Source organism: Chryseobacterium sp. 'Rf worker isolate 10' (assembly GCF_050753305.1).
Taxonomy (GTDB): Bacteria; Bacteroidota; Bacteroidia; order Flavobacteriales; family Weeksellaceae; genus Chryseobacterium.
In genome coordinates, this window is the sequence record NZ_JBOZOF010000005.1 from 65,679 (window position 1) to 81,253 (window position 15,575).

Consider the following 15,575-nt stretch of genomic DNA (forward strand, 5'->3'; position numbering starts at 1 on the left):
TGTTATTTCATAGATTTTTTAATTTCTCTTCCCAGGTATCTTCCAGTAGATTCATAAGCTGCCGCTATTCTCCCGTACTCCATTACAAATTCTTCATTCTGTACAAATTTATCAAACTTTTTAAGCTCTATTTCAGCTAAAACAGCAGAAGGATTATTGGTTTCTATCAGTTTTATTTTACCTGTTATTTCAGCGGTCATTGCAGTAAGCCCCGCATGCCATCCCGGAAATATCCAATGGGTTTCTACCAACAGCGTATATTTTGCAGAAGCATCTTTTTTAAATGAAATATTTTTATACGTCTTATTAAGCCCTTTTGCAAAATAATTTGCATACTCATTTTTATATTTTTCCCATTCTTCAATCCATTTTTTCCAGGCCTCTTCTCCTCTTTTAGGATTGTCAAGAACTTGTTTTTTTCTGTTTTCAAGGTATTGAGCTTCTGTAATATTTTCTTTCATAAACAGAACATTCTCAAACTTAACCTCAACATTTACTTCGGTCTGATCTTTCAAAACGCCAAGACTTCCGGCAACTATTTTCATTTTCTCTTGTCCGAAAGCTGTAGTCATTATAATGATAAAGACCAGCAAGAATAACTTTTTCATATGGTATTAGTTTTTTATTTTAAAAACCCAAAGATATTTACTTTTATTAATAAATGATCATAAAAGCTGCAAGTACAGTCTAAGCTCATCAGCCGGGATCTTAAAAAATCATGATTACAGGTGATTTCCCAGCAACTTCATAAACGGCTATAAAAAAGACCGCAATTACATTAACGGTCTTTATTTTATTATTTTACTTCTTTTTCTATTTTCTGTGCAAGTGTTTTTCCTGTTTTTGCAAAGCCTTCACCTATTCTTGTTTCATTGTTGAAGTTACTACCCCATTGATCTCCCGGTGCCTCCTGGCTATCAATATCACAAACTACCTTATTTGTTGCTGTTTCTACAAAAACAAGCTGGGTATTAACTTTTGCTGCCTGCTTCATTATCCCTGCATCCCATCCCGGATAAATCCACTTCACATTAACTTTTAGAGTATATCGGGTTTGTACATTTTCTTTTAACTTCATTTTAATTCCCTCTTTTTCTAGAGTTTTATTAAAAATAGTGATAAACTTAGGATTCCAAAGCTCTTCTTTGCTTCTTTCCCATTGTTTTTTCCAGATATCACCGCTTCCTTCAACTTTCTTGTTAAGTTCTTCAAGTCTTTTTGGAATATACTGCTCTTCTGTATAATTCTCTTTCAGCAGCTTCATATCTGAATAGTCAAAAATAACATTTACAGTTTCCTCTCCTTTCAGAAATTTAAGATCACCACTTTGAATTTTCACTTTTTGAGCCATTGCAGCAACCGTCATGGTCATCGCAAGTACGAATGATAATAATTTTTTCATAGTATTAATTTTTTTCACTGCCAAAGATATTATAAAAAGTAAATCTTTACCCACTCTTTATTTTTAATCTTTATCTTAAATCAATAAAAGTGATGGGCTTTCTGCTGTTTGGATTAAAAACAGTTTTAGACAGAATATCAAAGTCAATGATTTCAATTTTCGGACTTACTCTCAGTTTTGCACGGAAGTGGTCTCTTACTTCATTGACAAACCCTTCGTGTTCTGCTTCAGTACTTAATTTGATGATAATTTCATCCAACCCTATTTCATTAGCCTGAATAACGATTTGATAACATAAAATGTTGTTAAAATCATTCAAGATATCATTCATCGCAGGCGGATACAATGTCGTTCCTTTGTATTTGATCATTTGCTGTTTTCTCCCTACTACTGGTCCTAACCTCATCGTATTTCTTCCGCATTGGCATGGTTCATAATGGGCTTTTACAAGATCTCCGGTTTTAAACCTCAACAGAGGAATAGCTTCTACTCCTAGCGTGGTAATCGTTAGTTCACCACTTTCTCCTTCTTTTACCGGATTTCCTTCATCATCGAGAATTTCTGTAATGATCAGTTCCGGGTGGTGATGTCCTCCGATCTGGAATTCACATTCTGTAAAAGCGGTACTCATTTCGGTAGAAGCATAGGTGGAAAAGAGTTTTATATCCCACTTTTCTTTAATTTTCTGCGAAAGAATATTATCTGTAAAATCCTGGTTTTTGATACTTTCTCCGATACATACAGCCCCGTAAACACTTGAATTTTTATAATCCAACCCGTGTTTCTCAGCATAATCAATCATTTTCAGCAGAAAAGAAGGCACGGTGATCAGATATTTAGGTTGATATCTGAAAATAGAATCCCATTGAAGCTCGGGAATTCCGGGTCCCATTCTTACCACACTCGCTCCCATTTTCCTTAAACCCAGAAAATAAGCAAGACCTGCCATAAACCGTTTGTCTATAGTGGTAATCATCTGAACTACATCTCCTTTTTGAATCCCGGCGCAGGCGAAAGATATAGCTTCATTGTAAGCCAGTCTCTCAAGATCACTTTCGGACAATCCGAAAGTAACCGGATCTCCCAACGTTCCGGAAGTGGTACTGTAATCGACAATTTTATCCGGTGTTATGCAGAAAAAATCATGATTATACTGCTGAAGGTCATTCTTTGTGGTGGTAGGGATCTTCTGAAGATCTTCCAACGTACGAATATCAGCAATATTGATAGTATTTTCTTTGAACAGTTTCTGATAAAAGGGTGAATGATTCTCAAGATAGGTCAAAAGCTCACGAAGTTTTTCTTCCTGAAATAGTTTGATTTCCTGAGTCCCTGCTTTCTCGATTAACGGATGAAATTCCAATGATTTTAATTTTTAAAAGGCAAATTTATTTAATTAAAATGAAAAGATTTAAAGATTCAACTTTTAAAAGATGATTTATCTCTGAAATGTAAAGGTTTGTGTATTGGTATTCCCAGCAGTATTGACTGTGGTTACTTTTAAAGTATGGGAGCCAGTTCCTTTCGGGCATCTTTCATCGAAAGTATAAACAAAATTATCTTTTACACGGGCAAATCTAAGCCATTTCCCATCCAGCTCGGCCCGAAATGAAACAATATCTCCAATTTTCGAGGTTCCTTTTAACAATAATGAACTGTTATTAACCAATGCTCCTTCTGTCCAGCCTGATGAAACAGAAGGCAGATTATTGTCCATTAATAATTTTGCAGTGCCCAATCTATTGAATTTTCCTTCTGCCCAATCACCACTCCATTTTACCTTAACAACAGTATTATCACTGCCATAATCAAGGAGGATAACGGCTTTATCTTTTTCAGTATTGGTTAATTTTCTATTGGCTTTTATTCTCAAAATATATTCATCCTGAACAGGAATGTACGGACTCTGTAAAATAATGCTATTTGAAACAGTATTCTGATAGGCATCCGGCTTTTCATAGGCATTAAAATTCACAGCATCATACATGGCATTTTTACTGAAAGCAATTTCAGCATTTTCTGTGGTAATGGTTTTCGCTTCGTTAGCCATTATTGTTTTTGCAGTAGAAGATATTTTATCTGAGGTTTTGTTTAACTGAAGTTTTGTTGTTAAACGGCTTGTATTTCCTTTAACATCTTTGAGGACAATTTCAATAGTATGAACATTTTCATCCTGAAGTTTGACAATCCCTGTTGAATTTGGAGGGCTATAATTCTGCATTTTCATTCCCGGTAAATCAGATAAGTGCTGAATTCCCATTTTATCCCTGATAAATTTGGTATAATCTATACAACCGTTGATATATCGCGTGTCATCATAGTGGATTTTATCAATTTTAAAACTGTAAATCAGCTTGCCATCCATCAATAGTTCTGCATTATAAATCCCAAGATTAAATCCTTGATTAGCTTTATCAACGGCTTTAATAGCAAAACTTATTTCCGGAGAATTTACCTGAACAAGATTAGAAGTATAAACATTTCCTGCTTTTTTAACATCAACACCATTCGCACCAGGTTCATAAGTACTGAAACGTCGGTCATACCAATACAATCCACTTATAATAGGTGCTATATTATCAGGAATAGCAAAACCAAAAAGTAACGGATTAAGGCATTCTTCTGTTTTGGTATCTCTTATTTCAAAATGAAGGTGTGGTCCTGCAGACCCTCCCGTATTTCCACTCAAAGCAATTTGCTGTCCTTTCTCCACAGGAAACTGTCCGGGTTGAAAAGTAATGTCTTGCTCCCACTTTTCGTCTTTATATTGTTTTTCCTTTACATATTCATCCAGTTTGCTAAAGTATTTATTCAGGTGGGCATATACCGTAGTATAACCATTGGGATGTGTGATGTATACTGCATTTCCAAATCCATATCGTTCCACTTTTATCCTGCTTACATAGCCGTCTGCTGCTGCAAGAACCGGTAAATTCTCCTGGCTATTGGTTCTCAGATCCAATCCCATATGAAAGTGATTCGTCCGGACTGCCCCAAAATTAGCAGCTAACTGCATGGGAATATTTAAAGGATTTCTGAAATAATTCTGAGGATAGCTAGTTTGAGCTTGTACAATGCTTGTGTTGATAAAACAAACAAAAAGCATCAGGTAATAATAGATTTTCATACAGCATTTGGGTTTATATGTCTATTTAATTGTACAAAATTCCGGCCAATGAGCGGTTATTGTCATAATCTGTTTTTAGAATCACATTTATTTTTATACGCCAAGTTTTGTCGTTTCCAGCATTGATATTTGCCTCATAAAGATTCAGATGAAAGAATGATTTCTTTTGATCTGATTTTATTTTCCAACAACCAGAACATAAAAATAGTATTAATGAAAAAACTTAAAGATGAATTTTAAAGACCCTTTAAAAAAGATGGACGATTTTGATAGGATCAGCCGGGAAATATGGGCAGATATGAAAGGAGAAAAAGTGGCTACCAATTCCGTAGAACCTTTTTTCACCAACCTTTGGGTAGACGAGGGAAAACTTTTCAGAGTGCTTGCTTCTTCCACAGATTTCAACACTTATCTTTTCGACGCCAGGAAAAACTTTATCAACTATTCGCAAGAAGTAGAAAAAGTAAATCTGAAAGAAATACCTCCTGCGAAAATTGACAACGTAAGAGTGAAGGCCAAGATGATTGAAAAATTAGTCATACAGGAGCCTAAAATAGACCCGAAACAGTTTGAAAACTCTTTTTTAGAACGTATTGATAAAAAAGTATGGGTCAATGTAAGCCCTGGCTATATTGATCCTAAAAACTACACCCATCACACAGAAATAGGAATCAGGGAAAGAAACATCAGCTGTACCATCAATATTCCTTATCGTGAATATAACAGAGAAGCCACCCAGACCGTAATAAACGAAGTAGAAACCACTATAAGCTATTCTTCGAAATCACCTGATGCGATAAAAATTAACCTCAGCGATGTGGAAGATTATATGGATGTGATCACTTATCTTTTTCCTTATCACCGGGAGATGGCACAGGTAGGTATCATTGCTCATTTTGAAGAAGCAGGAAACGGACTTACCACAATTGATGATCTGATGTTTTTCTATAATCAGCTTCCTAATTTTGCTCTGACAGGCGTAGATTACAAAGGAAAAGCAAAGAAGCTTTCAGATGAAATGCTATGGAATCATTTTTTACAGTTCTTAAATTTTGATTCTCAATTGCTTCGTAATGTAGATACAATAGGAAAAGCCGCGGCTTTGGCAGTAGAGCCTTTCAGAGATAAAAGCCGATATGCCATCCGCATTCTCACAGCTATTTCCGGAGAATTTGTTTATAAAAAGATTAAAAATGATCCTAAGCTCATTCTTCACATTTATCATTCTTTAGATGGGGAAAGTGTGTATATGGGAAAAGGCATTATTTCAGATACCAATCAGGTTGCCCATGGGCAGATGTTTGAAAACAAAGAGCTTTTTGTAATTTATGTAATGGCTTTCATGCAGGCTCAGCACGCAATGGATGACGCTCATCAGCCTTTGCAAAGAGGTTCTCTTTTCGCATTGGGAGTCAGCAGAGATTCTGACACCATAGAAAGACATTGTGAACTTACAGGATATTTTATGAAAGGAGATCCTGATAATATTGTCACCTTGATTAATACTGTAAAGGTATTTAATCTAAAAACGAAGGAAATTGAAGCTGAAAATGAGATTGAAAACGGAGAATTCAGACCTCTGGACATGCTGCATCTCAAAGTGTATGAAAAAGCAAAACTTTCTTCCGGCAAGATTCAAACTCTTGAAACAGATACTGAAGTTCCGGCATTATTTCTTTATCACATCGCCCAAAAGAAGGCAGTAGAGGACGCATTAAGGTGTCTTCGTGTTGCTGCTGATCTTATGGTGATATCTGCCAGTCTTGCAACCATAGAATCCGGAGTCTCGGGGTTGCCCTTATATGTGGCTTATGTAGATATCGGAGTTGCTCTTTCAGATTTTTATATAGAGACTCAGCTCAGAGATGAACTTCAAATGACTACCAAAGGGCAAGATCTTTTAAAATTATGGGATGATATTTATATGGTTCAGGGCGCGACAAATGCCATGGCGAGTATGCTGCCTAAGGCAGAAAAAGCACTGGATACCACCGTAGAAATATTGTATACTTCCAGGTATTCAGGTCAACAGGAAAGCATACAAAAGTTAATCAAAAATACATTATATTCGTTTCCTTTAAGGAATTATTCTAAAAATGGATTAAATGTTCTTTCAAAAGCCAGCGTTGAAAAGGCTATCACACATTCTTCTGATTTTGAGAAGCTGAGAGTGCTTTTTGTGGAGAATGCGGCGAAAGAAATAGCGGTACTTTATAAAGGGAAAAAATTCTTTCAAGCAGATTCTTTAGGAAGAACAGGAAAATTCCTAGATTATCTCTACATAAAAGCTGGGGGTAACACAACTAGACTGGAAGAAGAAATGAGCCGTCTTGCTGGGATGGCGGAGAATATCGATACAGGCATTCAAATGACTGTAAAAGAGTTTGAGGATGGGCTAGAAGCTCTTATTAAAGCTGAGATTACTCCTGAAACAGCAATAGATTATCTTAATGATGCATTAATTTATTTTAATCATCACGTAGTAGATAAAAAAGTTGTACAAATTTCTAACAGAAATTGTATAAATGTGGTACAAGCTATAGAAGATTTCTTAAGAACAGGAAAAATTAATGTTGCTTCTACTTCTGAGGCACAAAAACTTAAGGTTTTAACAGATAAATACGGTGGATATTTTCTTACTTTGAAAATAGAAACATTGCAAAATAAAAATTATTTCAAAGTGGGAGAAAGAGGTATTTTATATTGTGATAGAGGACCAAATGATTATGACCATGTATTAAGTGTTTTTATGGAAGAAGACGGACTAGTTCTCAAAGACGCACAATCAGAGTCACAAGAATTTGTCACAATAAAATATCTTAAGAACACATATTTGCCAGATTTTAAATTACTCAAAACAAAAAAAATATTACCAAAAAAATAGATATTATGTTATCAGAAAATGAAATAATAGAAATTGCTAATACTTATTTAACAACTCTAGAACCCAAAATTGGTGAACCTCTTATTCTTCCACAGGAATTAATGATTAAAAAAAATTATGGTATATACTTTATATATCACTCAAAAAAATATTGGGAAACTAAAAATTGGGGAGAAAAACTTTTAGGGAATGCCCCTTTTTTAGTAGAAAAGAGCACTGGAAAAATAATAGAATTTGGAACAAATAGAAGTATGGAGGAATATATTAAAGAATACGAAGCAGGAAAATATTCATAATTTTTTTAAATTAAACTTTATCCATTTGAATTAATATGCTAACAGACAACAAAATGCTAGAAATAGCAAAAAAATACATCAAATTAAACGAAGAAGAAATAAATATAGAATTGATTATTGTTGAACAACTTACAATAAATAAGTCTTATGGAAATATCTATTCTTATGGACCAAAAGACTCTAAACATCGCTTAGCAGGTAATGGGCCATTCCTTGTAAGAAATGACACCGGTATAGTCATTCAGTTTGGAACTTCTAATGATGTAGAATATTATATAACAGGATATGAAGATGGCACATGGAAACCTAGCACTCATGGAGTTTGGGATCCTAATCAGAATTAATAGTAAGCCCAGTTTCATACTAAAATAAAAAACTACATGCTAGCAGAACAAGAAGTAATAGAAATCGCAAAAGACTATATAAAAAAATTAAGTCAAAAATGGGAAATAGAACTTACTATTGCAGAGAAACGTTCAATTCAAAAAGAGTATGGTGTCATGTTTTATTTTAACTCGAAAAAATTTGTAGAGGACAAAATTGAAAAGGCAAAGCTAATAGGCTGCTCTCCATTCTTGGTAGACAATAAGACTGGTAAAATTATAGTATTTGGAACAAATAGATCCATTGACTACTATATTCAGGAGTATGAAGCAGGAAGATGGCCGGATATAACAAGACTCAGTGACTTAGAATAATTTACAGCCACCTTCGGGTGGCTTTTTTATAGATAATATGGCTTCAATTTCATACTCAAAACAGTCTGAAAAATTCATTTACTAACCATTAACCATTCACTTTTTCTCACTTTCTTCATTTATATTTCTGAAATTGAACTTTTTAATAGAAATTACCTAAACAAAACATATATTAAAAACCGACAAATTTTAGTAAATTTGCAGACTTAATTAATCAACGATATTGAGATATTTACAATGAGCCAATTTAAAGAATACAAAAACCTCAACCTTATTGACGTAGCAGAGAATGTAGCGGAATTTTGGAAACAAAATAAAACCTTCAATAAGAGTGTTGAGATTCGTCAGGGAAATCCTGAGTTTGTTTTTTATGAAGGTCCGCCTTCAGCAAACGGTATGCCTGGAATTCACCACGTAATGGCAAGAGCATTGAAAGATATTTTCTGCCGTTACCAGACTCAAAACGGAAAACAGGTTTTCCGTAAAGCTGGCTGGGATACGCATGGTCTTCCTGTGGAACTGGGTGTAGAAAAAGAATTAGGAATCACAAAAGAAGATATTGGCAAAAAAATCTCTATTGAAGACTATAACAAAGCTTGCCGTGAAGCAGTAATGCGTTATACCGACGTATGGAATAACCTTACAGAGAAAATCGGATATTGGGTAGACCTTGATGATCCGTACATCACATACAAGTCAAAATATATGGAAACCGTTTGGTGGTTGTTGAAGCAGTTGTATAGCAAAGATTTGTTGTACAAAGGGTATACTATCCAGCCTTACTCACCAAAAGCAGGAACAGGACTTTCTTCTCACGAGCTGAATCAGCCCGGGACTTACCGTGATGTCTCAGACACAACGGTTGTAGCTCAGTTTAAAGTAAAGAAAGACTCTTCAACATTGTTCAATGATGTTGACGGAGATGTACATATCCTTGCATGGACGACGACTCCATGGACGCTTCCATCCAATACGGCTCTTACTGTAGGTAGAGATATTGAATATGTTGTAGTGAAAACCTTCAATCAATATACCTTTGAACCTGTAACTGTTGTTTTATCAAGTGTTCTTTTACCTAAGGTTTTCGGTAAAAAATTTGCAGAAGGTACAGATGAAGATTTTGCCAGCTACACTCCGGAAACGAAAGTAATTCCTTTCAGAATAATAAAAGAATTTACAGGAGAAAAACTTGTTGATACAAGATATGAGCAATTAGTTCCTTGGTTTACACCAAATGATAATCCTGAGAATGCATTCAGAGTAATCTTAGGAGATTTCGTAACGACCGAAGACGGTACAGGTATCGTTCACACAGCACCTACTTTTGGTGCGGATGATGCGAGAGTTGCTAAAATGGCTCAGCCTGAGATCCCGCCAATGTTGGTAAAAGATGAAAATGATAATCTTGTACCATTGGTAGACTTACAGGGGAAATTCATCAAAGGAGAAAATGTTCCTGCGATATTTTCCGGAACTTATATCAAAAACGAATACTACGATGAAGGAACTGCTCCTGAGAAATCATGGGATGTAGAACTTGCCATCCTTTTGAAAACAGAAAACAAAGCCTTCAAAGTAGAGAAATATGTCCACTCTTATCCACACTGCTGGAGAACAGATAAGCCGGTATTGTACTACCCGCTTGATTCATGGTTTGTGAAAATGACCGCTGTAAAAGACAGACTGGTTAATTTGAACAAAGAAATCAACTGGAAGCCAAAAGCTACCGGAGAAGGACGTTTTGCCAACTGGCTGGAAAATGTAAACGACTGGAATCTTTCCCGCTCAAGATATTGGGGTATTCCGTTGCCAATCTGGAGAACAGATGATTTGAAAGAAGAAAAGATCATCGGTTCTGTAGAAGAATTGTACAACGAGATAGAAAAATCAGTTGCAGCAGGATTGATGAATGAAAACCCGTTCAAAGGGTTCATCATCGGAAATATGTCTGAGTCTAATTATGAGCTTGTGGATCTTCACAAAAATGTGGTAGACAAAGTAGTATTGGTTTCTGATTCAGGAAAAGCAATGAAACGTGAGAGCGACTTGATCGACGTCTGGTTCGATTCAGGTTCTATGCCGTATGCCCAGTTGCATTATCCTTTTGAAAACAAAGAATTAATAGACAATAATAAAGCATTCCCGGCTGATTTCATCGCAGAAGGTGTAGACCAGACGCGTGGATGGTTCTATACCCTTCATGCCATCGGAACTGCCGTATTTGATTCAGTTGCTTATAAAAATGTAATGAGTAACGGTCTTGTTCTGGATAAGAACGGGCAAAAGATGTCAAAACGTTTAGGAAATGCTGTAGATCCGTTTGAAACACTTGCTGTATACGGACCGGATGCTACCCGTTGGTACATGATCTCCAATGCCAACCCATGGGAAAACCTGAAGTTTGATATTGAAGGAATTGACGAAGTAAGAAGAAAATTCTTCGGAACACTTTACAATACCTATTCATTCTTTGCTTTATATGCAAATGTGGATGGCTTCAATTATTCAGAAAAAGAAGTGGAAAACCGTCCGGAAATCGACAGATGGATCCTTTCTGAGCTTAATCTTCTGATCAAGGAAGTAAAAGCTTTCTATGAAGACTATGAACCAACAAGAGTAGCTAGAGCAATAAGTAACTTCGTGAATGATAACTTAAGCAACTGGTATGTAAGATTATGCAGAAGACGTTTCTGGAAAGGAGATTATTCTGATGACAAAATCTCTGCTTACCAAACCTTATACACTTGTCTTGAGACTGTTGCAAAACTATCTGCTCCAATTGCTCCGTTCTTTATGGATCAGCTGTATCAGGATTTAAATAAAGTAACAGGTAAAGAAAACTGTGAATCTGTACACCTTACAGACTTCCCGGTAGCTGATGAAAGCTTAATTGATCAGGATCTGGTTGAAAAGACTCATTTGGCACAGAACATTACCAGTATGGTCTTCTCTTTGAGAAAGAAAGAAAATGTAAAAGTTCGTCAGCCATTACAAAAAGTATTGGTTCCTGTATTGGATTCTAAAGCAGAAGAGCAGATTCTTGCTGTAGCAGACCTAATCAAACAGGAAGTAAATGTGAAAGAACTACAGTTAATCAATGCTGAAGAAGCATCACATTTAATTGTAAAACAGATAAAGCCTAACTTCAAAGCTCTTGGTCCTAAATTAGGAAAAGACATGAAAGTAGTAGGTGCCGAGATTACTAATCTAGCTGCAGAACAGATTTCCGCTCTTGAAAAAGAAGGAAAATTGGATGTTCAGGGATATGAGATCACACTTGATGATGTGGAAATCTCTACAAAAGATATCCCGGGATGGACAGTTACTTCCGATGGAAAAACAACTGTGGCATTAGATTTGACGTTAACCGATGAGTTAAAATCTGAAGGTATCGCAAGAGAGTTCATCAACAGAATTCAAAACCTGCGAAAAGATAAAGATTTCGAACTGACAGATAGAATTTCAATCACATTAGAAGAAAACTCTCCTTTCTTACATGAGATTAAGAAAAATGAAGAATATATTTCTTCTGAAGTCTTGTCAAATAAAATAGAAATTGTATCTTCACTTTCAAATTTTAACGAAATCGAAATAGATGAGGTTAATTTTAAGATAAATGTTGAAAAAAATTAACATGTAGTTATTATATTTCAAATTCCATTTCATAATTTTATTAAAAAAGAGAACGAATATGTCAGACGAAAGAGTTAGATACAGCGATGCTGATTTACAGGAATTTAAAGCGATCATTAAAGAAAAAATAGAAAAAGCAGAAAAAGATCTTCAGCTTATCAGAGAAAGTTTCATCAACGACCAGAATAACGGAACAGATGACACTTCACCTACTTTCAAAGCTTTTGAAGAAGGAGCAGAAACATTAAGCAAAGAGCAGAATTCTATTTTGGCAGGAAGACAGGAAAAATTCGTGCGTGACCTTAAAAATGCTTTGATCAGAATCGAAAATAAAACGTATGGTGTTTGCAGAGTAACAGGAAAATTGATTCCTAAGGAAAGGCTTTTAGCCGTTCCTCACGCTACGCTGAGCATCGAAGCGAAAAATATGCAAAAATAACCGTAAGGTTTGTAAAATAATATTGGGTTTATATCGTATTCACGGATACTTTATAAACCTAATTTTTAATGTATACCCATGAGCGAATTATTAATTTTGGGATTTATTGTCGCCATAGTCCTGCTGTTTTTCAACAGAGAATGGATCAAAAACAGATTCTTCCCTGATCAACAGAAGAACTATACGATTGATGATCAATTCAATTCTGATAAACGCGAGCGGGAGAAAGAGATCGACAGACTTTTAAGCAAAATGGGCAAAAACGGAATCAATGACTTGTCTGAAAAAGACAGAAAACGGCTCGATGAATTGTCCAAAATGTAAAAATTAAATATAAGAAATGGAATCTATTATAGTACATCCAAAAAATGCAATGGAGCTAAGTGCACTGAAAGGTGTCCTGAAAGAAATGGGCATTAAATTTGAAAAAGCCCATGTTAAAAGCTCGTATAACGGACAGAAAGTAGTCAAGAAAGCAAGCGACAATAAAAATGTAAAGCCGGCTGCAAAGCCTTCAAAACCTAAAGGGCAGTAATGAAAAAGATCTTAGCGATAACATTTTTGGTGTTATTAATTGACCAGGCTTCAAAAATTTATATCAAAACCCATTTTAATCTGGACGATAGTGTAACGGTGTTGCCAGGTTTTAAGCTAACCTTTGTGGAAAATCCGGGAATGGCCTATGGATTTCACTTCGGAGGAATTATCGGAAAATATTTTCTGGTTATCCTGAGAATCTTCCTGATCGGAGGAATGGTTTATATGTTTAAAAAATGGCTTAAAGAAGGGGCTTCCAACTATCTATTGATTCCAATGGCTGTTATCTTTGCAGGCGCTATCGGAAACCTTATTGACGGTATGTTCTACGGAATGATCTTCGACAGCGGAACAGTATATGACCCAAGTATTGACCGATGGATTGGCTATGGTGGTATTTCCAAGTTTGCTCCTTTCGGACACGGATACTCTACTTTTATGAAAGGATGTGTGGTAGATATGCTTCACTTCCCTCTGGTAGACTGGCATGTTCCTGAAAGCTGGCCTTTAATAGGAGGAAAACATCTTGAATTCTTCAAATATATTTTCAATGTTGCAGATTCCGCAATTACTGTGGGAGCCGCATTCTTATTAATATTCAGAAAAAAAGCTTTCCCGAACGGTCTGGAGTTTTAAATGATATATTTCGGATGAAAAAAATAATCAAAAATATTTTTAAAATTTTCCTGCTTCTTTTCGTTGCAGGAATTATTTTTATTGCCTGGGCAAATTACAGCATCAAAAAGGACAGTGAACCATTCGTTTCCTACAATATTACAGATGTACCAAAAGCAAAAACTGCATTATTACTGGGAACCGGCAAAACATTAAGCAATGGAACCCCGAACGCTTATTTCTATAACAGAATACAAGCTGCTGCAGATTTATTTAAAAGCGGAAAAATACAGTACATCATCGTCAGCGGTGATAACAGCACTAAAGATTATAACGAGCCTGAAGATATGCAGCAGGCATTGATGGAGAGTGGAGTTCCACAGGATAAAATCATTCTGGATCACGCCGGATTCAGAACATTGGATTCTGTTGTAAGAGCAAAAGATATTTTCAGCCAGACAAAACTGGTTATTATCTCTCAGAAATTCCACAATGAAAGAGCTGTTTTCCTTGCCAGAAAAAATGGAATGGAAGCCTTTGGGTATAATGCTGCAGACGTGAATAAGTATGCAGGCTTAAAGACCAATTTGAGGGAGTATTTTGCTAAAGCTAAAGCGTATTGGGATCTTCTTTTTGGGGTAGAGCCTAAATTTGGAGGAGAGAAAATTGTGATTCCATAGTTTTTTCAACCACGGATTGCACAGATTTTCACAGATAATTGTGTAGAAAGATATTGAGATTTTGCTGATTGATAGGTTTTGGCTAAAGCCAATGGAGATGCTTTTTTAATCTGGCTGGGCTAAAGCCCCCCTATTGAATGTTAATAATAAACTTTTTACTTTTTACTTTTTACTTTTTACTTTTTTTATCCATTATTCCCCGCAAACCTCGTAAATTTGCTATTCATTAATTTTTAAATATAAATTTTAAACAAATGTCAAGAATTCTTACCGGCATTCAAGCCACCGGAACACCCCATCTTGGAAATTTATTGGGGGCCATTATTCCTGCTATTGAACTATCCAAGCAGGAAGGAAATGAATCATTTTTATTTATTGCGAATCTTCATACGCTTACCCAGATAAAAGATGCGCAGACTTTAAGACAAAATACCTACGAGATTGCTGCGGCTTGGCTTGCTTGTGGATTAGATACTGAAAAAACATATTTCTACAGACAAAGTGATATCGCTGAAACCTGTGAACTTTCTTGGCATTTATCATGTTTTTTTCCTTATCAAAGATTAACATTAGCCCATTCATTTAAGGATAAGGCAGACAGACTTCAGGATGTGAATGCCGGACTGTTTACCTACCCTATTCTGATGGCTGCAGATATTTTACTGTATGATGCTGAAATTGTACCTGTAGGTAAGGATCAGCTTCAGCACCTGGAATTTGCAAGAGATGTGGCCTCAAGATTCAACAATCAGATGGGTGATATTCTTGTTCTTCCACAATCTGAACTTCAGGAAGACACCAAGTATGTTCCTGGAACAGACGGTCAGAAAATGTCTAAATCAAGAGGAAATATCATCAATATTTTCTTACCTGAAAAAGAACTTAAAAAACAGGTAATGAGTATTGAATCGGATTCAAAATCTTTAGAAGAACCTAAGGATCCTGAAACGGATAAGACATTCCAGATTTATCAGCTTGTTGCTACGCCTGAACAGACTGAAGAATTAAGAGCAAAATATCTTGCCGGAAATTTCGGTTACGGACATGCTAAAAAAGAATTGCTGGATCTTATTCTGGTACGTTTTGAGAAGGAAAGAGAAACATTCAGTTATTACATGAACAATCTTGAAGAGCTTGAAGCAAAACTTCAGCAGGGCGCCGAGAAAACCAGACCTATTGCGCTGGAAACTCTTAAAAGAGTAAGAACAAGCTTAGGATTTTAATTCTGAGTTTTAAACATAAGAAAGCCTTTCAAACGAAAGGC

General features: G+C 35.7%; 15 protein-coding genes. 11 read left to right on the forward strand and 4 right to left on the reverse strand.

The window, feature by feature from the left end; genetic code table 11:
* Positions 1-2 precede the first annotated feature (2 nt).
* From LKL37_RS20050 to LKL37_RS20065, 4 genes are all read right to left on the reverse strand, one after another.
* Positions 3-608 carry a hypothetical protein gene (locus LKL37_RS20050; protein ID WP_431612206.1) on the reverse strand — a complete coding sequence of 202 codons (606 nt, stop codon included), beginning with the start codon at positions 606-608 and terminating at the stop codon, positions 3-5.
* A 188-nt stretch (positions 609-796) separates the two neighbouring features.
* Complete coding sequence (locus LKL37_RS20055) at positions 797-1,402, reverse strand: hypothetical protein (protein ID WP_431612207.1); 606 nt, start codon at positions 1,400-1,402, stop codon at positions 797-799.
* A 70-nt stretch (positions 1,403-1,472) separates the two neighbouring features.
* Positions 1,473-2,765 carry a phenylacetate--CoA ligase family protein gene (locus LKL37_RS20060; protein ID WP_431612208.1) on the reverse strand — a complete coding sequence of 431 codons (1,293 nt, stop codon included), beginning with the start codon at positions 2,763-2,765 and terminating at the stop codon, positions 1,473-1,475.
* 75 nt (positions 2,766-2,840) lie between these two features.
* Positions 2,841-4,529: a M23 family metallopeptidase gene (locus LKL37_RS20065; protein WP_431612209.1), complete on the reverse strand. Its 1,689-nt coding sequence runs from the start codon at positions 4,527-4,529 to the stop codon at positions 2,841-2,843.
* Positions 4,530-4,758: 229 nt separating this feature from the next.
* On the opposite strand from LKL37_RS20065, the gene LKL37_RS20070 reads away from it, so the two are divergent.
* From LKL37_RS20070 to trpS, 11 genes are all read left to right on the forward strand, one after another.
* On the forward strand, positions 4,759-7,413 hold the full coding sequence (locus LKL37_RS20070) for a hypothetical protein (RefSeq protein ID WP_431612210.1): 2,655 nt from the start codon (positions 4,759-4,761) through the stop codon (positions 7,411-7,413).
* A 5-nt stretch (positions 7,414-7,418) separates the two neighbouring features.
* Positions 7,419-7,709 (forward strand): hypothetical protein, encoded by a 291-nt coding sequence (locus LKL37_RS20075; protein WP_431612211.1) that lies wholly within the window; start codon positions 7,419-7,421, stop codon positions 7,707-7,709.
* Between the two features lie 53 nt (positions 7,710-7,762).
* Positions 7,763-8,053 carry a hypothetical protein gene (locus tag LKL37_RS20080; RefSeq protein ID WP_431612212.1) on the forward strand — a complete coding sequence of 97 codons (291 nt, stop codon included), beginning with the start codon at positions 7,763-7,765 and terminating at the stop codon, positions 8,051-8,053.
* A gap of 36 nt (positions 8,054-8,089) precedes the next feature.
* Positions 8,090-8,407, forward strand: coding sequence for a hypothetical protein (locus LKL37_RS20085; protein WP_431612213.1), 318 nt, complete (start codon positions 8,090-8,092; stop codon positions 8,405-8,407).
* Positions 8,408-8,644: 237 nt separating this feature from the next.
* Positions 8,645-12,040 carry an isoleucine--tRNA ligase gene (gene ileS, locus LKL37_RS20090; RefSeq protein WP_431612214.1) on the forward strand — a complete coding sequence of 1,132 codons (3,396 nt, stop codon included), beginning with the start codon at positions 8,645-8,647 and terminating at the stop codon, positions 12,038-12,040.
* A gap of 58 nt (positions 12,041-12,098) precedes the next feature.
* Complete coding sequence (locus LKL37_RS20095) at positions 12,099-12,479, forward strand: TraR/DksA family transcriptional regulator (RefSeq protein ID WP_002983772.1); 381 nt, start codon at positions 12,099-12,101, stop codon at positions 12,477-12,479.
* Between the two features lie 78 nt (positions 12,480-12,557).
* Positions 12,558-12,803: a DUF6576 domain-containing protein gene (locus tag LKL37_RS20100; protein ID WP_105702373.1), complete on the forward strand. Its 246-nt coding sequence runs from the start codon at positions 12,558-12,560 to the stop codon at positions 12,801-12,803.
* 16 nt (positions 12,804-12,819) lie between these two features.
* A complete protein-coding gene (locus LKL37_RS20105; RefSeq protein WP_431612215.1) occupies positions 12,820-13,014 on the forward strand; it encodes a DUF2683 family protein in 195 nt (64 codons plus the stop codon).
* The gene (locus LKL37_RS20110; protein ID WP_431612216.1) at positions 13,014-13,652 is read left to right on the forward strand and encodes a lipoprotein signal peptidase; all 639 of its coding nucleotides are present in this window, start codon (positions 13,014-13,016) and stop codon (positions 13,650-13,652) included. The genes LKL37_RS20105 and LKL37_RS20110 overlap by 1 nt, the downstream gene beginning before the upstream one ends.
* A gap of 14 nt (positions 13,653-13,666) precedes the next feature.
* Positions 13,667-14,311: a SanA/YdcF family protein gene (locus LKL37_RS20115; RefSeq protein WP_431612217.1), complete on the forward strand. Its 645-nt coding sequence runs from the start codon at positions 13,667-13,669 to the stop codon at positions 14,309-14,311.
* 254 nt (positions 14,312-14,565) lie between these two features.
* A complete protein-coding gene (trpS, locus tag LKL37_RS20120; RefSeq protein ID WP_431612218.1) occupies positions 14,566-15,534 on the forward strand; it encodes a tryptophan--tRNA ligase in 969 nt (322 codons plus the stop codon).
* Positions 15,535-15,575 lie beyond the last annotated feature (41 nt).

Bases quoted from the DNA above. Each gene is read 5' to 3' on its own strand.
- LKL37_RS20050 (WP_431612206.1), bottom strand. From the start codon at position 608: ATGAAAAAGTTATTCTTGCTGGTCTTTATCATTATAATGACTACAGCT.
- LKL37_RS20055 (WP_431612207.1), bottom strand. From the start codon at position 1,402: ATGAAAAAATTATTATCATTCGTACTTGCGATGACCATGACGGTTGCT.
- LKL37_RS20065 (WP_431612209.1), bottom strand. From the start codon at position 4,529: ATGAAAATCTATTATTACCTGATGCTTTTTGTTTGTTTTATCAACACA.
- LKL37_RS20070 (WP_431612210.1), top strand. From the start codon at position 4,759: ATGAATTTTAAAGACCCTTTAAAAAAGATGGACGATTTTGATAGGATC.
- LKL37_RS20075 (WP_431612211.1), top strand. From the start codon at position 7,419: ATGTTATCAGAAAATGAAATAATAGAAATTGCTAATACTTATTTAACA.
- LKL37_RS20080 (WP_431612212.1), top strand. From the start codon at position 7,763: ATGCTAGAAATAGCAAAAAAATACATCAAATTAAACGAAGAAGAAATA.
- LKL37_RS20085 (WP_431612213.1), top strand. From the start codon at position 8,090: ATGCTAGCAGAACAAGAAGTAATAGAAATCGCAAAAGACTATATAAAA.
- ileS (WP_431612214.1), top strand. From the start codon at position 8,645: ATGAGCCAATTTAAAGAATACAAAAACCTCAACCTTATTGACGTAGCA.
- LKL37_RS20095 (WP_002983772.1), top strand. From the start codon at position 12,099: ATGTCAGACGAAAGAGTTAGATACAGCGATGCTGATTTACAGGAATTT.
- LKL37_RS20100 (WP_105702373.1), top strand. From the start codon at position 12,558: ATGAGCGAATTATTAATTTTGGGATTTATTGTCGCCATAGTCCTGCTG.
- LKL37_RS20105 (WP_431612215.1), top strand. From the start codon at position 12,820: ATGGAATCTATTATAGTACATCCAAAAAATGCAATGGAGCTAAGTGCA.
- LKL37_RS20110 (WP_431612216.1), top strand. From the start codon at position 13,014: ATGAAAAAGATCTTAGCGATAACATTTTTGGTGTTATTAATTGACCAG.
- LKL37_RS20115 (WP_431612217.1), top strand. From the start codon at position 13,667: ATGAAAAAAATAATCAAAAATATTTTTAAAATTTTCCTGCTTCTTTTC.
- trpS (WP_431612218.1), top strand. From the start codon at position 14,566: ATGTCAAGAATTCTTACCGGCATTCAAGCCACCGGAACACCCCATCTT.